We start from the raw sequence: 18,205 nt of genomic DNA, 5'->3' as shown, positions 1-18,205 counted from the left end.
CTCTATATAATCCGCGCTTCATTTTTGTTTAACCCATACTTTCGTAGTCCTTATTTAGGTTTATCCAACAACCTAATAATTATCTATCCAGTACACGCTTAGGAATTACTTCTTTGATATCTACCGCGAACATCACAATGCAATTTGGCGCAGAGCCTTTGTTTGAAAACATCTCTGCTAAATTTGGTAACGGCAATCGCTATGGTCTGATTGGCGCCAATGGTTGCGGCAAATCGACGTTCATGAAAATCCTAAGTGGTGCGCTAGCGCCGAGCTCGGGCAACGTTTCCATTACTCCTGGGGAAAAACTGGGCGTATTGAGCCAAGATCAGTTTGCTTTTGAACAGTACAGCGTAATTGACGTTGTGATCATGGGTGATAGAAAGTTATGGGAAGTAAAACAAGAGCGTGACCGCATTTACTCTTTGCCTGAAATGAGCGAAGAAGATGGGATGAAAGTGGCAGAGCTTGAAAGCGAATTCGCTGAAATGGATGGCTACACAGCAGAAAGCCGTGCTGGCGATATTCTTATCCAAGCGGGTATCGAAGAAGAGCTACACTTTGGCTTGATGCAGCAAGTTGCTCCGGGTTGGAAACTGCGTGTCCTTTTGGCTCAAGCGCTGTTTGCGAATCCAGATATTCTGTTACTTGATGAACCAACCAACAACTTGGACATTCACACCATCAACTGGCTTGCTGAAGAGCTAAACCAGCGTAAATGTACAATGATCATCATTTCGCACGATAGGCACTTCCTGAACTCAGTATGTACGCACATGGCGGACATCGACTACGGTGAATTGCGTATCTACCCGGGTAACTATGAGTACTTCCTAGAAGCATCAGGTTTGCGTCGTGAGCAACTTCTGGCTTCCAACGCGAAGAAGACAGCCGAAATCAATGAACTTCAGGATTTCGTGAACCGTTTCGGTGCCAATGCATCGAAAGCGAAGCAAGCTAGTTCTCGTGCTAAGAAAATGGAAAAGATCACTCTTGATGAAGTGAAGTCTTCGAGCCGTATGAGCCCGTCGATTAACTTCGGCGAAGGTAAGAAGCTACACCGCCAAGCGCTCGAACTTCAAGAGCTAGGCCACGGTTTCGAAGGTGAAACGTTATTTGCTGGTGGTAACTTGTTACTTGAAGCGGGTACACGCCTTGCGGTTATTGGTGAGAACGGTGTGGGTAAAACCACGTTACTACGTTGTTTAGTCGGTGAATTTGAGCAAAACCAAGGCATTGTAAAATGGTCTGAAAACGCATCTGTTGGCTACTGCCCACAAGATAGTAGTGCAGACTTTGATAACGACCTGAGCATTTTCGATTGGATCTCCCAGTGGCGCACAGCGAAGCACGATGACTTAATGGTACGTGGGATTCTAGGTCGTTTATTGTTTACTGCTGACGATGCAAACAAGAAAGCGCGTAACTGTTCTGGTGGAGAAAAGAACCGCCTGTTATTTGGCAAGCTAATGATGCAAGACATTAACGTGCTTGTGATGGACGAACCAACGAACCACATGGATATGGAAGCGATCCAAGCGCTCAACGATGCACTTAAAGTATACCCGGGGACGCTTATCTTCGTGAGTCACGACCGTGAATTTGTATCTTCACTTGCGACACACATTATTGATGTGAAAGACCAGCAGCTAGTGAGTTTCCAAGGTACTTATGAAGAGTACTTAGATCATCAGAAAAAGATGTTGATGGTTAAACTATAATCGTCTCCAATGTCATTAATTCTGGTGCTGGACTGACATTAATGGTCCAGCACTAGATGTAAAAAGCCCCGAGCACGGTTGTGGTCGGGGCTTTTTCTTAGAAGAACAAAAACATCAAGACGTTGTTAGTACTTGAATAGTTGAACTTGAGAATTCAGTTGTTGAGCGATTCCACGAAGTTCTTCAGAAAGGTGGCGTGAGTTGTCCGCTTCTGTCGACATCTTGTCTGACACATCATTAACCAATTGGATGTTTTTGCTTACCTCGCCAGTCACGGTTCTTTGCTCAGATGCCGCATTTGAGATATGTGACGCCATATCTGAAATTTGCTGTATGGATGAAGCGATCTCTTCAAGTGCCGTGGTCGCATTGTTGGCATCATCGACACTGGATTGAGCCAAGTCTTGGCTACGTTGCATCGATTCAACAGCACTCACGCTGTTTTTCTGTAGAGTCTCGATCATTTCACGAATCTCATCGGTTGAGCTGTGAGTACGCTGAGACAGTACTCGAACTTCATCTGCAACAACGGCGAAACCACGGCCTTGTTCACCGGCACGCGCCGCTTCAATTGCTGCATTAAGTGCAAGTAGGTTAGTTTGCTCAGCGATGTCAGAGATCGTCGAGAGGATCGCATTGATGTCTAATGCATTCTTTTCAAGTTCTTGAATAATGCCAGACGCGTTTTCTACCTGTTGTGCAAGGTTAGTGATTGAATCTTGGTTACGGATAATCACTTGCTTGCCTTGTTCGCAGTTCTCAGTAGAGCTGATTGCGGAATCTGCTGTCATTTGTGCGTTGTTTGCCACTTCCTCTGCCGTTGCCGACATTTCATGTACTGCAGTCGCGATCTGCGAGATTTCATGCAATTGAACCGTTAGGCCATCACTTGTTTGGCGTGCAACATTGGTACTGACTTCAGATTGCTCGTTCAACTGGCTCGAAGAGTCTGCGATATCACGAACAATTTCTTGTAGCTTGGCTATGAAGGCATTGACGTGATGTGCCAGTGTGCCGATCTCGTCTTTGCTGTTTACCGAGATACGCTGTGTTAGGTCACCATCGCCTTTAGATAGAGCTTCCATTGCCGAGCTGAGCGTTGTTAGCGGTGCTAGTGCTTTTTTGATGATAAACATTGCCACGAATGCAATAACGGCAAGCTGAATCAGGCCAAAGATAGCCGATTGACGCAGTAAAGAGCGGTAAGAGGCAAATGATAGGGTTTTATCGATTACGACAGTGAAGTACCAATCAGTATGAGGAACTTTCTTCGCTGAAAGTAGGGACTCTGCGCCATCAATGCTGATTTCTTCGAAACCTGGATCTTGAGACAACGATTTGATCTTGTTCGCTGAAAGGTTTGGCGAAACGTTAGCAACCGATTTAAGTGTGAGATTACGGTCCCTATGAGCAACAATCTTGCCACTGCCATCTACAAGGAATGCGTAAACACCAGGTTGTTCAATACTTACCACGTCGTTGATCAAAGTGTTTAGGTTAAGATCCGCGCCGATGACACCTGAGTAACCACTTGTGTTGAATGGGCTTGCAATGGTCACAACTAGGTCATTGGTTGCCACGTCTACATAAGGTTCGGTTACGACCGTTTTGCCAGTAGACATAGGTACTTTGTACCAATCTCGAGTTCGAGGGTCGTAGCCTTCAGGTACAGGTAAATCAACGCCTTGTAGGAAACGACCATCGGAAAGACCAGCGTAAGCAATTTGGAATCGACCTGCGTTCGTACTCTGCGTGAAATAGGTGGATGGGTTGTCTGTGTATTTGAACGCATTTTTCGCTGCGTTTACGACATTGATACGTCCCTCAATCCACTTTTCAATGCCTGCGACATTCGCATCGGTCAGTGTGGAAGAGTACTGTTGAATAGAGCGGTAAGTCTCATTTAACAGTTGTTTGCCAGTAATATAAGTTTGGATCATCGTCATTGCGAAAATAATCACAACAAATATTAATGTAAGTTTGTTCTTGATTGAAATGCTGTTAACACCCATTTACGGTACTTCACTCTATTAATTTTTTGGAGAGAGTATCAGTACGCCGTACTATCGTAAAGTTGTTTTATCAATTAGCTTTTATTAATAAATTGCTAATATAAAAAGTAACTAAAACAGGTAATTGGCAATCTAGTAAATTGAATAGATCGATGGACGTTATTCAAGTGTCGTTGAGCAAAAATCTTGAGGGCTTAGGATAGTGGGGATTTGTTAATTGACTGATTTATATAATAAATAAAGCCGATTTTAGGAAGTCGGCTTTGAAATTAGGTTAGTTGTTTTGGTCAATGCTTTTAAAGGTTTAGAAACCGAATCGAGCTGACATTAAGAACTGATGGCCGTAAGTACCGTTATTACGCATGTCCAAACCTACAGAAAGTTGATCTGTTGAATGGAAACGAGCACCAACACCTACGATTGAGCGAGTGTCGTCATTGTCAATCAGTTGACCAAGGCGTGCGTTGACTTCAACGTTTGCCATTAACCAAGCTCTTAAACCTAGGTTAATTTCCGTTTTGATATGGTTGTCGTCATTACGTTCAATGTTGTGCAGAAGCATTTGCCCGGTCACATCGGCGAATTGGCTAATAGGGCCATTAAATCCCATACCCACTGCTGCATCCCAATCACTTTCGAATTCTGAATCGATACGGGCAACAAAGTGTGAGTTCTGAGTAAACATGGTTGTGACTTCACCACCGAAGGTACTAGGGCTGGTACCCATGCGCAGCTCGAATGTGTTGTAGTTAAAGTTGTTTGCAGACGCAGAGAAAGAACACAGTGCAGCTAGTCCTAAAAGGACAGTCTTTTTAGTGCAACCTAGCATGGTGACTCCATATAAATTGTATTTGCGGCAGTATAATACAAAAAAGCCTGCAATATGCAGGCCAATTTATTTGAAGTCGATAGTTTTATCTGTGTCGCTTATAGGACTTGGATGTGGTCAACCTCGATTTCAGGTGTTTTGCCACCTTCATACTCGCCGAAGATACGTACTTTTGTATCTGCTGTTAGTGGCTGTGCTAGGCGGATATCGTCATCCAGTTCGATTTGAATCTCGCTCTGGCCATCAGAGAAGATGAATGTATCGTTCTTAAGCTGGCGAACAATCTTGCCGTCTACAATTGCGTCTTGCTCAGAAAACATGCTTGTGTCTGCAAGTAGTGTCGCAACAGAAACAGTTTCAATAGGTCCTGTGTAAGCAATAGAGCTCTCGTGCTTATTGTCTTTGTGGTCACCAGCCATTGCGAAAGTTGGAGCAAGGATAATAGTGGTTGCGATAGCTAATACAGTTTTTTTCATGGTGAATCCCTTAATGTTGTTTGTTAGTTGAAACGTTTTGTTTCGATGAGGCTATTAAACAACACTCGGTTTGAATCTAGAGTGAGTAACACATTCATTTTCCATTCATTTTATTGAGCATCTAGTCGTCAATGACGTTAAGATGGTGAAAGAGAAGTATTGCCTGCGGGCTGAGAAATTAAGGATTTAAGTACGAATGCGAGCACCATTAAACGCCCTTATGGTTCAAGGAACCACATCAGATGCCGGAAAAAGTGTATTGGTGGCAGGTTTATGCCGTGTTTTGGCCAGGAAGGGAATTAAGGTGGCACCATTCAAGCCACAGAATATGGCTTTGAACAGTGCAGTGACTAAAGACGGTGGGGAAATCGGCCGCGCTCAAGCTGTTCAGGCTCAAGCATGTAATATCGAACCTTCGGTTCACATGAACCCTGTATTGCTTAAACCCAACTCAGACACCGGTGCTCAAGTGATTCTACAAGGCCGTGCGTTAAGTAATATGGAGGCTACGGGCTACCATGATTACAAGAAAGTGGCGATGAATACGGTTATTGATTCATTTGATCGACTTTTAGAAGAATACGATAGCGTGATGATTGAAGGTGCCGGAAGTCCTGCTGAAATTAACCTTCGTGAGAATGACATCGCGAACATGGGGTTTGCTGAAAAGGCAGACATCCCGGTGATCATTGTGGCTGATATCGACCGCGGAGGCGTATTTGCGCACTTGTATGGCACATTAGCTCTGTTATCTGAATCTGAACAAGCTCGTGTAAAAGGGTTCGTGATTAACCGTTTCAGAGGCGATATCGCTCTGCTTCAGTCCGGCCTTGATTGGCTCGAAGAGAAAACAGGCAAGCCTGTGATTGGTGTGTTGCCATATTTGCATGGTTTCAATTTAGAAGCTGAAGATGCCATTACCTCCGCCCAAGAGTCAGATGGAGAGGCCAAGCTTAAGGTCGTGGTACCGGTCCTGACTCGGATCAGCAACCATACTGACTTCGACGCGTTAAGGTTAAATCCTTCTATTGATCTTCGCTATGTGGTTAAAGGCGAGCGTTTAAGCAACGCTGATTTGATTATTTTGCCTGGCACTAAGTCTGTAAGAGCCGATTTAGACTACTTGAAGCAACAAGGCTGGGACAAAGATATTCAACGTCACCTGCGTTTAGGTGGCAAAGTGATGGGGATATGTGGTGGTTATCAGATGCTTGGTAATCTTATCCACGACCCTGATGGTGTGGAAGGTGAACCGGGCAGCAGTGAAGGGTTAGGGTACCTTGATGTTGAAACCACGTTAACGCAGCAGAAAACGTTAACGAACGTGTTTGGCACGTTAAACTTAAATGGAAAGTCGGCACCAGTTAAAGGGTATGAAATTCACGTAGGTAGGACTGATGTCAATGAAATGGCATTACCGGTTCAGTTAGAATCTGGCAGCCTTGATGGCGCGATAAACTCAGATAACTCAATATTTGGCACTTACTTGCACGGTGTATTGGATAACAGTGACGCGTTGTCACTGATTTGTGAGTGGGCCGGTGCCAATGAAGTAGCAGCGATTGACCACGAACAACTGAAAGAGTTGGGTATTAATAGAATCGCGGACGCCATCGAAGAGCACTTAAATCTTGATTTGCTTTGGCCTGAGCTGAAACAAACTGGTCAAGAAATTAAAAGAACAACAGAAAAGTGAGAGCAATGAAAAAACTAGTCACTCTTTTAGCGGTAGCGTTAACCACCTCATTGAGTTCTGCTCATGCTTTGGCTGCCGAGAAACTGCGTGTTTATGCGGCATCGTCTATGACCAATGCGGTTAATCTGTTAGTTGAAGAGTTTGAGAAAAACCATTCTGTTGATGTTATTCCTGTCTATGCCAGCACATCTTCATTAGTACGACAGATCGAAAGAGGTGCGCCAGCTGACATATTTATCTCGGCAAATGAAAAGTGGATGACTCATCTTGTCGACCGAAACTATGTTTCTAGTGACAATGTCACAAACTTATGTGAGAACGAGCTTGTGCTAATCTCTCCAAAGGAAAACGCAATTTCGTTTGATATTTCAAAAGGTGATCAGTGGTCTAAACTTTTTGATAATGAAAGGCTTGCGGTTGGCAATACCATGTCGGTTCCAGCTGGTATCTATGCGAAAGAAGCGTTAGAAAACTTGGCTGTTTGGGATGATGTCAAGACACGACTAGCACCAAGTAATAACGTTCGTATGGCATTGGCTTTGGTAGAACGCAGTGAAGCTAGGCTCGGTATTGTTTACAAAACGGATGCGCTGTTGTCTAAAGAAGTGAATATTGTATCGACGTTCCCGGCAGATTTGCATACACCAATACGTTACCCTGTAGCGAAAATGAGCGACCAAGCCGTTGCACAAGACTTCTATACTTTCCTTACGAGTGAGAAAGCGAAGTACATTTTGAATAGTTTTGGTTTTGAAGTGCGTTAAATGATGTATCTATCGGAATACGAATACCAAGCTTTAATGCTGAGCTTGAAAGTGGCTGGCTTTGCCATCTTGTGGCTTATCCCAATAGGGATTGGTTTAGCGTGGTTGCTAGCGAAAAAGCAGTTTGTTGGCAAAAGCATAGTTGAAAGCATCGTTCATCTCCCTTTAGTGCTTCCTCCCGTGGTTATTGGCTATTTGTTACTTGTGATGATGGGTAGACAAGGTGTGATAGGAGCATGGCTTAACGACGTGTTTGGTATTGTATTCAGCTTTAGTTGGAAGGGCGCGGCTCTGGCATGTGTCGTCGTCGCTTTACCATTAATGGTGCGCTCAATCCGTTTAAGTTTAGAAACAGTTGATAGTAAGCTTGAGGAGGCGGCAGCTACGTTGGGTGCTTCTCCTGTCAGAGTTTTCTTTACCATCACCTTGCCTTTGATGATCCCTGGGATCATTACCGGAACCATGCTTTCATTTGCACGAAGCCTTGGCGAGTTCGGTGCTACGATCAGCTTCGTTTCCAATATCCCTGGTGAAACTCAAACCATTCCTCTAGCTATGTACACTTTCATCGAAACTCCAGGTGCTGAAATGGAAGCTGCGCGGTTGTGTGCCATTTCTATTGTGATTGCCTTGGGTTCATTGATGCTGTCTGAGTGGTTAAACAGAAAGTCGGCACAACGCCTGGGAGGTGACGCATGAGCGCGTTAGTTCTGAAATACCAGCAACAGCTTGGCGAGACTTTCTTTGATATCGACTTAGAACTTCCAAGTAGTGGCATCACGGCGATTTTTGGTCGCTCAGGCGCGGGTAAGACGTCTCTGATTAACGCCATTAGTGGTCTTAAACAGCCGGACAAAGGTTTGATCACTGTCTCTGGCACAACCCTATTTGATAGCGAGCGAGGCATTAATTTGTCGACGCATAAACGTAATGTAGGCTATGTATTTCAGGAATCACGACTGTTCCCCCATATGAAGGTATCGGCGAATCTTAAATACGGTGTTAAAGGTACAGATAAAGCGCACTTTGATCAGATCGTGTCGCTGCTCTCATTAGGCTCGTTGCTCGATCGTTATCCAGCACGTTTGTCGGGCGGTGAGAAGCAACGTGTTGCGATTGGTCGAGCACTCTTGTCTAAACCAAGTATTTTGTTGATGGATGAGCCGTTGGCATCTCTTGATTTACCACGCAAGCGTGAAGTGATGCCGTTTCTGGAGAATCTATCTGAAACGGTTCAAATTCCCATTATTTATGTGACTCATAGTCTTAATGAGATTCTACGCTTGGCTAACCATTTAGTGATTATCGACCAAGGTAAGGTCGTATCATCTGGTGTGACAGAACAGGTATGGGCGTCACGTGCAATGCAGCCATGGCAATCTTTCTCTGAACAAAGCTCATTGTTTGAAGGGAAGCTGGTGGAACATAATGATGATTATGCCTTGTCTCGATTAACTCTGGGAAAATCCACGTCTTTGTGGGTTCAAAAGGTTTCGAGCGATATTGGTGCTGCTGTGAGGCTTCAGGTTAGGGCAAATGATGTCTCAATTACGCTAGAACAGCCTCAAGGTACGTCAATACGTAATATTCTCCCCGTAACGATTAAAAGCGTAGAGACTCACCAACAAGGTACGAATAAGCAAAGTGTCGCAGTAGAGTTAGAGTTAGAATCTGGGTGTTATCTATGGGCAACCATTACTTTGTGGGCGTTGGATGAGCTGAATCTAAAAGTAGGCCAACATGTATTCGCTCAAATTAAGGGTGTGAGTGTTGCTCAGAGAGATATTGCGGTTACTCACTAATTCACTATGAACTTTTTAGTTTAAGGTACTGTAAAACTCGATCTTGATTCCATGAATGGAAACATGCGTCATTTTTATACGGTATAAACCTCGGTTTTAATCCACACTGTATGAGTGCAAAGTCATATTATTTGTGAAGTAGTAGCTCGTGATGATGTAGTGACGGCAAGACAGATAAGTAAATATTAGAAAAAGCAGCGGGTATAGAAAAGCCGCTTGTTTAAATCAACAAGCGGCTTGTTCATAACTATCACTGTTTGCCTTCAACCTAATACAGGTCGATGAATAGCTTACTTAGTGAAAACTTCTTTAAAATCACGCTTCAAGATAGCATCACGACGAGCTTTCTTGATTTGTTTAACCATGTCTTTCACACAGTTGTGAAGAACTTGGTCTAGCAATTGAGCACGGTACTCTTCTTTCTCTTCGTCAGTCATGCCTTCTGGAAGTTTAAGAGTAGGGAACTCTTCCATCACGTTCACACCAGCGAAAGCTTGGCTAACAGTGATTAGAGCGTGGAATTGCTCGAAGTTGTCCAAAACGTTTTGCGCGCTTGCTGGAAGGCTGTTCCAAGCTTCGCGTACTGCTTCTTCAGACACTTCATGAATAGAAGTAACCATAAAGTGCATCTCTTTTGGCACTTCATCAAATTCGATAACTTGACGAAGCTCTGGAGAGATTGTGGTTAAATCGATTTCTTGTTGTTCTGTGTTTGTAGCGTCTGACATAGTATTTCTCTTTAAAAAGAAACAATGCTAAAAAGATCTGTAAAAAAGTCAATATAATATAGAGATTAGGGCATGATTTAAGCCCAAAAATGAGCTACTTTGAATATTCAACACTAGATAAAGGTGATGTGATGATAGAAAAGGGATCTTCGATGCGCATATTGCTAGTTGATGATGTTCAGCTAGACAGAATGCAACTTGCTATTCGACTCAAGCAACTGGGTCATATTGTTGAAGCTGTCGGTAGTGGTAAAGAAGCCCTAAACGTTTATTCTGGTTTTGATCCTGAGCTTGTATTACTTGATATAAGTATGCCTGATATGGACGGATTTGAAGTCGCTAACGAGGTCCGTGAGCGTTTCCCTGAATGGGTACCTATTATCTTTCTGAGTGGTCATGAAGAGCCTGAAATGATCGCTAAAGCCATTGATGCTGGTGGGGATGATTATTTGATCAAACCAGTAAACAAGGTAGTGCTTAACTCAAAGTTGATAGCCATGCAGCGTATCGCGCACATGAGGCGAGAATTAAAGCAAAGTACTGCCAAGCTCGAAGAACTTAATATACTTCTGCAACAACAAGCCAACGAAGATGGCCTCACCAAGTTATATAACCGTCGATATATGGATACTAAGCTTGAGGAGAGCATAGCGTGGCATGGAAGACGTAATATATCCATGACTGTCATCCTTCTCGATGTAGACTTCTTTAAGCCTTACAATGATAATTACGGCCATATTCAAGGGGATAAGTGTTTACAGGGCCTTGCCAATACTTTGAAGGTACTGTTTGTAAGGGCTGGAGAGTATGTAGGCCGCTACGGTGGTGAAGAGTTTGTGCTTATCCTCAGTGACACTGACAGCGATGCCGCTGAGCAGCAGGCGATTCGAATTAAAGAAGCGCTTTATGATATGAACTATGCACATGAATACTCGCGTATCTCTGACAGAGTGACAGCGTCACAGGGTGTGTTGTCGTTCGTGCCTAGTGGCGATGAATCGTTAGCGTCGATCTATGAAAAGGTCGATCAAGCGCTCTATCAAGCTAAGCAAAGCGGTAGAAACACCTATATACAGCGTAATATTTTAGAGCACTCGCGATAGCTGATGCGCTCTTTTGGTAATTTGAATTTATACTTCCAGTAGCACTTGAGTTAGGAAGTATTTTAAGTGATTAAAGACATGCCACGATCAAAGTCATTTTCTATGGCTAATTCATGTTGGACACTGGTTGTCCCTGTGCTTTGTTTGATTAGCTCTCCTACGCTTTCAGCCAACGTTTTGTCAGATGCATTTCGCAAGGAGCTAGAGCAGCGTTTTGCCACCAGTGTATTACTCAACGATACCGATGTTTTTACTTTTGGTATTAATAACTTTGATCCAAATGAAGTTTTCAGTTTAGACAATGAAGATATTGGCTCGAATGATTCGGTAAGTCGCCGTCAAAACATCACATCTCTCAGCCTTCCTTACACCTTTGAGCTGCCCAACTATATTGAAGACAATCATCAAGAGATTACGTTGCGCTTATCAGCATTGCGTATCGAGAATGACGTTGAATATGCAGCGACGATAAAAAGCGATTATCAAAAAGAGTCTGTGGTTTCTGGTTATGTCGAGTTTGCTAATGTCTCTAAATTAAATGAGTACTGGAGCTTTCATTCCGGTATTGGTAATCATATCTCGTATTATCGCAACGACTTTGAATACCGCTCGTCATTACTGGAGCCTATTCAGGACCAATTGGATGGACTTTATTACAATACTGATGCATGGGCTTATATCATAGAGCCGAAAATTAAGCTGACTTTTGAAGATAAAAATCATTGGGGTAGGTACAAACTGAGTACCAGTTGGCACTATTTTAATGGTGTTGGTTGGGGAGAAGCTAACAACGGCGATGTAGGAAACCCGGAAGGTTGGTATATCGCTAACGAAGCTAAGATCTTCTACGATCTCGTGCGTTGGGATAAAAACATTACATCGATGTATTCGAGCATTAGAAGAATTGATATCGGTGGAGACACCGTGGAGTCGATGGGGACGACCTCGTATTATGAGGGCAGTGTAGGTTGGTTGCTGAACCCCAACTTGTTCAATGAATGGGTTGATAATGTAGGCATCGGTTTTACGATCAACTACGGGAGTAGCTTAAAAGGCGGTAGTCTCGTACTGTTCTTCAACCAAGACTAGCTGCTTGCTCTTTAAAAGCGAACTGCATTAAGCACTAAATATCCAATTAACCAAATAATCAAAGCCAAGCACGTATAGAGCTTGGCTTTGTTTTTAGCTATGAATACAGAGTTTGTTACGGCCTGTCTTTTTAGCTTTGTACAATGCTTGATCGGCAAGCTTCAATACTTCTTCAGGGTGTTTTGTGGTTGTGCTATCTGCCAATCCTATACTCACTGAGACGTTAACAACTTCGGCCGATTGTCCGTTTTTCCCACGCTTTTTAATTCCTTCATCATGGTTATCCGGTCGTTCCTTGGCATTACGGATTGTCATATCGTAGTTGTGTACTTCAGAAACAAGTGCTTGTAGGTGATCTTTAACTTGTTCGGCATGCTTACCTTTGAAAATGATTGTGAATTCTTCACCACCGTAACGATAAGCACGAGCGCCGCCAGTGGTCTCTTTCAAAATACTGGCTACAAGCTTCAACACATCATCACCAATGTCATGGCCATAGGTGTCGTTGAATTTTTTAAAATGATCAATATCGACCATTGCCATTGAATACTTGCGTCCTAAATGCTTCATATCGACTTCTAACGCGTGTCGACCGGGAATATTCGTCAATTGGTCGTTGAATGCCATATCGTGGCTAGCAGACATCACATAGATAATGATTAAGGTGCCAGATAATGAAAACATGGTACTTGAGATGTACTGAACGTCGAAAAAGATGAAGGTGCTGGAAGCCAATAAAATCGCACTATAGACAACGACGTCGATAGAGCGATTGTAAACCAACACCAAAATCGCTGTTAAGCCAACTAGGCAAAGACTGTACAACACCAGCACAAAAGGCAATTTGGAAAAGTCCCTAACGGTAAACAGTAGCCCTTCACTCCATGATTCAAAACCTCCGGCATGGAAGTGAGAAACGATCAGCTGCGCCCATATCATAAATAGGACTAAAACGAGCGCGTATAAGAACATCGACTTGGAATTTACACCGGTATCGGGGAAGGCATACACAAGCAAGCAAGTAACAGGTACTAAGGCGGCTAGTAGAGAGAGCTCTAATAATGTGGTTCCCGTGCTCAAGGGTGTTTGTAGGCGGACTTGTATAACAAGATAGGCAACAAGCATAGTTACAGAAACCATCGCCATGCGCCCTTGTCTAAACGTGTGGCACAGTAATACGGCTACACTCAATAGAATGTATGGCAGGTTGCTAGCAAACCCTAAGTTTGAATCCGTCACCAGTATGACGTTGTTCATGCCTGCAAGTAATACTGCTAGGAGAAATAAGGGGAAGCAAAATCGAAACATGCTCGACGTTACAAAAGAAGATGCCATTTACGTGGTGAGCCTAACTATAATGATGATCTTGTTAATTAATACTGTACGTAGGATACGGTTAAATAAGCGCTTGCCAAGCATTTTGCTTAATTGAGAGCGAAAACATGGTCATAAGTCGCTTTTGATGCAACTATGTTTATATGTGTTTGAGTTGCTATTAACCGCAGAACGAACTACACAGTATATATGAGAAATTAATTAGTCGTTATAGATACTTAACAAAACTGAGCTTGTTAATCGGTGCCCAGTATATTGGGTTATAAAACGGTGTAATATTTGCGTTAAAAATGAACGTTAAAGTGTTTTCTATGGTTAAAAACACTTATCTCAATGTCGCTCAATAATTTGAGATCGAACGTTACATTGGACTATGAATGGAGGTGTAGTATGCAAATTAGTGTGGATGTACATAACTATATGGAAACGCTGGTGGGGCAAGTTTTAGCCACTGAAGAGTATGTATCTAGTTATACTAGCGAGCAACTGGCTGATCTCGCATGTTTAGCACTAGGGCAGTTAAAACCCATCTATATTCGGTTCGATATTGATTTTCTTTCCGCGTTACCTGAAGACAAACTCGTTCTGTACAAAAGAAATAGTGAGATCGCGGTCAAAAATGCAGAAAGTATGATTATTGATGATAGAAGACGCGATCGTAACGACAATATGCCGATTATATTTAGTCAACACAATTTTGATGAAGACGTAGAATTGCAATGGTATGAAAAGCCATTGTTGGATCGTAAACAGTCGTGATAGGTTAGTCGTAGTACCGTCATTGAAGGAGTAAAAAACGTGGGATTCTTTTCTAGATTATTTGGTGGCAAAGAAAAAACCGAACAAAAAGTAGAGATTGAGCCAGTCGAATATAAGGGTTTCAATATCTATCAAGATGCCATTGCTGAATCTGGTCAATACCGTGTTGCTGGGCGCATTGAGAAAGAAATTGACGGTGAACTTAAAACGCATCGTTTTATTCGCTCAGACGTTGTTTCAAACAAAGAAGACGCCAACGAATTGATGCTCAAGAAATCGCAAATGTTCATCGACCAAATGGGTGACAGCATATTTAGCTAACCAATTAGGGTTAGAATTGATGCTAGTCATAATTTAGAGAGCTTTCAGTGTATATGCTGAAAGCTCTTTTTAGTTTTAGGGACAAAGAACAGCTAGTCGGTTGTTATTAAAAGGATTATTAGCAAGTGGTTTGACCTCTTTATTCGAGGCGTGCATCATTTAACTCAAATAACTGCTCAAAATCCATCCAAATCGTTATAAGTAATAACTTTTTCTGTTCTTTGAACAAAACGCTTGAAGTATTAGTTGTCGTTAGATACAAACGAATAAGTCATGTGCCAATAGTGAAAGAGTAGTTATGCAAATTGGTGTATCCAATGGCTGCGATCTCTTTAACTGGTCTTTGGTAAGAATAATAATCACAAATTGATACACAAGGAGTCTAATTTGTTGATAGGTGTACCAAGAGAAACGCTCGCAGGTGAAACGCGAGTCGCTGCATCGCCGAAATCGGTCGAACAGCTTCTAAAATTAGGATTTGAAGTTTGTGTTGAATCACAAGCAGGTGCGCTAGCAAGTTTTGAGGATTCAGCTTATGAAGAAGCTGGAGCAAAAGTTGTAAGCGCAGATGAAGCTTGGAAATCCGATATTGTCTTTAAAGTTAACGCTCCAATCGTTGACGATACTCAAAATGAAATAGACCTACTTAAAGATGGCGCTACTCTGGTCAGCTTTATTTGGCCTGCTCAAAACCCTGAATTAATGGAACATCTGTCGAGCCGTAACATCAATGTGATGGCGATGGATTCCGTGCCTCGTATTTCAAGAGCTCAAGCACTCGATGCGTTAAGTTCTATGGCAAACATCGCGGGTTACCGTGCAGTGGTTGAAGCAGCGCATGAATTTGGTCGATTCTTCACTGGTCAAATTACAGCGGCAGGTAAAGTTCCACCAGCGAAAGTACTGGTTGCTGGTGCCGGCGTTGCAGGTTTGGCAGCAATTGGTGCTGCAGGTAGCCTTGGTGCAATTGTTCGTTCATTCGACGTTCGTCCTGAAGTAAAAGAGCAAGTAGAGTCGATGGGTGCTGAATTCTTGGAAGTGGATTTCCAGGAAGATACGGGTGCTGGCGATGGCTACGCAAAAGAGATGTCTGACGCGTTCAACAAGAAAGCGGAAGAGCTTTATGCGGCTCAAGCAAAAGACGTTGATATCATTATTACTACCGCGCTGATTCCAGGTCGCCCTGCGCCTAAGCTTATCACTAAAGCGATGGTTGATAGCATGAAGCCAGGCAGCGTGATTGTCGACCTTGCAGCCGCGAACGGTGGTAACTGTGAATACACTTTAGCGGATCAAGTGATCACAACGGCCAATGGTGTGAAGGTTGTCGGTTATACTGACATGGTTGGTCGTCTGCCAACTCAATCTTCGCAACTGTACGCGACTAACCTAGTGAACTTACTGAAACTACTTTGTAAAGAGAAAGACGGTAACATCAATATCGACTTTGATGACGTTGTACTTCGCGGTGTAACAGTCGTTAAAGAAGGTGAAGTCACTTGGCCTGCGCCACCAATTCAAGTTTCAGCTCAACCTCAGCAAGCTAAACCAAAAGCAGCGAAACCTGAGCCAAAAGTTGAAGAGCCTACGTCTCCAGTCAAAAAAGCGGCAGGTATGGCCGTTGCGGTTGGTGCTTTCGCTTGGATTGCGTCGGTGGCGCCTGCTGCGTTCTTATCTCACTTTACCGTTTTCGTTCTTGCTTGTGTGGTGGGTTATTACGTAGTTTGGAATGTTAGCCATTCTCTGCACACGCCTTTGATGTCTGTTACGAATGCGATTTCAGGGATCATTGTGGTAGGTGCTCTATTACAGATTGGACAAGGCAACGGTGTCGTTACTTTCCTCTCTTTCATTGCCGTGTTAATTGCAAGTATCAATATCTTTGGTGGCTTTACCGTGACCAAACGTATGCTTGAAATGTTCCGTAAAGACTAAGGAGTAATAGATGTCTGAAGGATTAGTACAAGCAGCTTATATTGTTGCTGCAGTATTCTTTATTATGAGCTTGGCTGGACTATCGAAACAGGAATCTGCACGTGCAGGTAACTATTACGGTATCACTGGTATGGCTATCGCATTGATCGCGACGATCTTCGGTCCTCACTCGGCTGGTATTGTTTGGATCATCATTGCTATGGTGATCGGTGGTGGTATCGGTATCCACTACGCACGCAAAGTAGAAATGACGGAAATGCCTGAGCTGGTGGCAATTCTGCACAGCTTCGTAGGTATGGCAGCGGTATTGGTGGGCTACAACAGCTACATCGATCCACCGGCGGCAGTGTCACTTAACCCTGCTGATATTCATGCAGAGCACGTTATTCACTTAGTGGAAGTGTTCCTGGGTGTGTTTATCGGTGCAGTAACCTTTACTGGTTCGATTGTCGCGTTTGGTAAGCTTCGTGGCGTGATTTCTTCATCTGCATTGAACATCCCTCATAAGCACAAGTGGAACCTAGCAGCTATCGTGGTTTCTACACTGCTTATGATCATGTTCGTTAAAGCTGATGGCAGCATGTTCGCACTGATGGTGATGACACTTATCGCATTCGCGTTCGGTTACCACTTAGTGGCATCAATCGGCGGTGCAGATATGCCAGTGGTTGTTTCAATGCTTAACTCATACTCTGGTTGGGCGGCGGCGGCGGCAGGTTTCATGCTTGCAAACGACCTGCTTATCGTAACGGGTGCACTAGTTGGCTCGTCGGGTGCGATTCTTTCTTACATCATGTGTAAAGCAATGAACCGCTCGTTTATTAGTGTTATTGCTGGTGGCTTTGGTCAGGAAGTTCAAGTGTCTGAAGGCGATGAAGATCAAGGTGAGCACCGTGAAACTTCAGCAGAAGACGTTGCTGATATGCTTAAGAACTCTAAGTCAGTAATTATCACTCCGGGATACGGCATGGCAGTAGCTCAAGCTCAGTACCCAGTACACGAAATTACTGAAAAGCTCCGCGCACAGGGCGTAAATGTTCGATTTGGTATACATCCTGTGGCGGGTAGGTTACCGGGTCACATGAACGTACTGCTTGCTGAAGCAAAAGTACCTTACGATATCGTTCTTGAGATGGACGAAATCAACGATGACTTTGACGAGACAGATACTGTATTGGTTATTGGTGCGAATGACACCGTAAACCCTGCAGCTCTAGAAGATCCAAATAGCCCGATTGCTGGCATGCCAGTACTGGAAGTTTGGAACGCTCAAAATGTTATCGTGTTCAAGCGTTCTATGAATACGGGCTACGCAGGCGTACAAAACCCATTGTTCTTCAAAGAAAATACACAGATGCTGTTTGGCGATGCTAAGCAAAGCTGTCTAGGTATTTTAGAGCACCTCTAAAGGTCGCTTTGTAAAACATAACTAAATTAAAGGAGCTCGATTGAGCTCCTTTTTTTGTGACCACAGCTCAGGGGAAGATACTTCGAATGTAGAGAGATTATGAGCAGAACAATTTTCTCCATCCGACGGTGAAATGGCTTAACTCCGATGCGTTAGACCGGTACATTCGTTAGCTTTGAGAGTATGCAAGTCAATTTAATGACAGCTAGCCGTCATTCTCGCTGTTT

16 protein-coding genes are annotated in these 18,205 nt (G+C 43.4%); 11 read left to right on the top strand and 5 right to left on the bottom strand.

Going from position 1 to position 18,205, the window contains the following annotated elements; translation table 11 throughout:
• The first annotated feature begins 137 nt into the window (after positions 1–137).
• Complete coding sequence (locus tag L0991_15600) at positions 138–1,721, top strand: ABC-F family ATPase (GenBank protein ID XGB65456.1); 1,584 nt, start codon at positions 138–140, stop codon at positions 1,719–1,721.
• A gap of 125 nt (positions 1,722–1,846) precedes the next feature.
• On the opposite strand, the gene L0991_15595 is transcribed toward L0991_15600, so the two are convergent.
• The 3 genes from L0991_15595 to L0991_15585 form a co-directional block, all read right to left on the bottom strand.
• Positions 1,847–3,667: a methyl-accepting chemotaxis protein gene (locus L0991_15595; GenBank protein ID XGB64974.1), complete on the bottom strand. Its 1,821-nt coding sequence runs from the start codon at positions 3,665–3,667 to the stop codon at positions 1,847–1,849.
• 370 nt (positions 3,668–4,037) lie between these two features.
• Positions 4,038–4,562: a hypothetical protein gene (locus L0991_15590; protein ID XGB64973.1), complete on the bottom strand. Its 525-nt coding sequence runs from the start codon at positions 4,560–4,562 to the stop codon at positions 4,038–4,040.
• 98 nt (positions 4,563–4,660) lie between these two features.
• Positions 4,661–5,038 carry a NirD/YgiW/YdeI family stress tolerance protein gene (locus L0991_15585; GenBank protein ID XGB64972.1) on the bottom strand — a complete coding sequence of 126 codons (378 nt, stop codon included), beginning with the start codon at positions 5,036–5,038 and terminating at the stop codon, positions 4,661–4,663.
• Between the two features lie 196 nt (positions 5,039–5,234).
• Between L0991_15585 and L0991_15580 the strand changes: the two genes are divergently transcribed.
• The 4 genes from L0991_15580 to modC are packed head-to-tail and all read left to right on the top strand — an operon-like array spanning position 5,235 to position 9,300.
• Complete coding sequence (locus L0991_15580; GenBank protein ID XGB64971.1) at positions 5,235–6,734, top strand: cobyric acid synthase; 1,500 nt, start codon at positions 5,235–5,237, stop codon at positions 6,732–6,734.
• 5 nt (positions 6,735–6,739) lie between these two features.
• Positions 6,740–7,498: a molybdate ABC transporter substrate-binding protein gene (modA, locus tag L0991_15575; protein ID XGB64970.1), complete on the top strand. Its 759-nt coding sequence runs from the start codon at positions 6,740–6,742 to the stop codon at positions 7,496–7,498.
• Positions 7,499–8,197, top strand: a complete 699-nt coding sequence (gene modB, locus L0991_15570) for a molybdate ABC transporter permease subunit (GenBank protein ID XGB64969.1) — start codon at positions 7,499–7,501, stop codon at positions 8,195–8,197.
• Positions 8,194–9,300 (top strand): molybdenum ABC transporter ATP-binding protein ModC, encoded by a 1,107-nt coding sequence (gene modC, locus L0991_15565; GenBank protein XGB64968.1) that lies wholly within the window; start codon positions 8,194–8,196, stop codon positions 9,298–9,300. The genes modB and modC overlap by 4 nt, the downstream gene beginning before the upstream one ends.
• A 290-nt stretch (positions 9,301–9,590) precedes the next feature.
• Here modC and L0991_15560 read toward each other — a convergent pair whose 3' ends face one another.
• Entirely contained in the window at positions 9,591–10,028 is a 438-nt protein-coding gene (locus L0991_15560) for a DUF3069 domain-containing protein (protein XGB64967.1), read from the bottom strand.
• A 131-nt stretch (positions 10,029–10,159) separates the two neighbouring features.
• On the opposite strand from L0991_15560, the gene L0991_15555 reads away from it, so the two are divergent.
• Both L0991_15555 and L0991_15550 read left to right on the top strand, forming a co-directional pair.
• Entirely contained in the window at positions 10,160–11,131 is a 972-nt protein-coding gene (locus L0991_15555) for a diguanylate cyclase (protein ID XGB65455.1), read from the top strand.
• Between the two features lie 78 nt (positions 11,132–11,209).
• Complete coding sequence (locus L0991_15550; protein ID XGB64966.1) at positions 11,210–12,220, top strand: Solitary outer membrane autotransporter beta-barrel domain; 1,011 nt, start codon at positions 11,210–11,212, stop codon at positions 12,218–12,220.
• Positions 12,221–12,313: 93 nt separating this feature from the next.
• On the opposite strand, the gene L0991_15545 is transcribed toward L0991_15550, so the two are convergent.
• Positions 12,314–13,555 carry a GGDEF domain-containing protein gene (locus tag L0991_15545; protein XGB64965.1) on the bottom strand — a complete coding sequence of 414 codons (1,242 nt, stop codon included), beginning with the start codon at positions 13,553–13,555 and terminating at the stop codon, positions 12,314–12,316.
• A 390-nt stretch (positions 13,556–13,945) separates the two neighbouring features.
• On the opposite strand from L0991_15545, the gene L0991_15540 reads away from it, so the two are divergent.
• The 4 genes from L0991_15540 (at position 13,946) to pntB (ending at position 17,978) form a co-directional block, all read left to right on the top strand.
• Positions 13,946–14,314 carry a late competence development ComFB family protein gene (locus L0991_15540; GenBank protein ID XGB64964.1) on the top strand — a complete coding sequence of 123 codons (369 nt, stop codon included), beginning with the start codon at positions 13,946–13,948 and terminating at the stop codon, positions 14,312–14,314.
• 39 nt (positions 14,315–14,353) lie between these two features.
• The gene (locus L0991_15535; protein ID XGB64963.1) at positions 14,354–14,635 is read left to right on the top strand and encodes an HlyU family transcriptional regulator; all 282 of its coding nucleotides are present in this window, start codon (positions 14,354–14,356) and stop codon (positions 14,633–14,635) included.
• A gap of 387 nt (positions 14,636–15,022) precedes the next feature.
• Complete coding sequence (pntA, locus tag L0991_15530; GenBank protein XGB64962.1) at positions 15,023–16,570, top strand: Re/Si-specific NAD(P)(+) transhydrogenase subunit alpha; 1,548 nt, start codon at positions 15,023–15,025, stop codon at positions 16,568–16,570.
• Between the two features lie 10 nt (positions 16,571–16,580).
• Positions 16,581–17,978 (top strand): Re/Si-specific NAD(P)(+) transhydrogenase subunit beta, encoded by a 1,398-nt coding sequence (gene pntB, locus L0991_15525; protein XGB64961.1) that lies wholly within the window; start codon positions 16,581–16,583, stop codon positions 17,976–17,978.
• The last annotated feature ends 227 nt before the right edge of the window (positions 17,979–18,205 follow it).

The sequence above is a fragment of the Vibrio chagasii genome (assembly GCA_041879415.1).
In the GTDB taxonomy this organism is placed as follows: domain Bacteria; phylum Pseudomonadota; class Gammaproteobacteria; order Enterobacterales; family Vibrionaceae; genus Vibrio.
Note: the sequence above shows the minus strand (reverse complement) of the source record. Positions and strands in the feature narration are given on the sequence as shown.

Coding starts and splice junctions, on each gene's coding strand:
- L0991_15600 (XGB65456.1), top strand. CDS start 138: ATGCAATTTGGCGCAGAGCCTTTGTTTGAAAACATCTCTGCTAAATTT.
- L0991_15595 (XGB64974.1), bottom strand. CDS start 3,667: ATGACGATGATCCAAACTTATATTACTGGCAAACAACTGTTAAATGAG.
- L0991_15590 (XGB64973.1), bottom strand. CDS start 4,562: ATGCTAGGTTGCACTAAAAAGACTGTCCTTTTAGGACTAGCTGCACTG.
- L0991_15585 (XGB64972.1), bottom strand. CDS start 5,038: ATGAAAAAAACTGTATTAGCTATCGCAACCACTATTATCCTTGCTCCA.
- L0991_15580 (XGB64971.1), top strand. CDS start 5,235: ATGCGAGCACCATTAAACGCCCTTATGGTTCAAGGAACCACATCAGAT.
- modA (XGB64970.1), top strand. CDS start 6,740: ATGAAAAAACTAGTCACTCTTTTAGCGGTAGCGTTAACCACCTCATTG.
- modB (XGB64969.1), top strand. CDS start 7,499: ATGATGTATCTATCGGAATACGAATACCAAGCTTTAATGCTGAGCTTG.
- modC (XGB64968.1), top strand. CDS start 8,194: ATGAGCGCGTTAGTTCTGAAATACCAGCAACAGCTTGGCGAGACTTTC.
- L0991_15560 (XGB64967.1), bottom strand. CDS start 10,028: ATGTCAGACGCTACAAACACAGAACAACAAGAAATCGATTTAACCACA.
- L0991_15555 (XGB65455.1), top strand. CDS start 10,160: ATGATAGAAAAGGGATCTTCGATGCGCATATTGCTAGTTGATGATGTT.
- L0991_15550 (XGB64966.1), top strand. CDS start 11,210: ATGCCACGATCAAAGTCATTTTCTATGGCTAATTCATGTTGGACACTG.
- L0991_15545 (XGB64965.1), bottom strand. CDS start 13,555: ATGGCATCTTCTTTTGTAACGTCGAGCATGTTTCGATTTTGCTTCCCC.
- L0991_15540 (XGB64964.1), top strand. CDS start 13,946: ATGCAAATTAGTGTGGATGTACATAACTATATGGAAACGCTGGTGGGG.
- pntB (XGB64961.1), top strand. CDS start 16,581: ATGTCTGAAGGATTAGTACAAGCAGCTTATATTGTTGCTGCAGTATTC.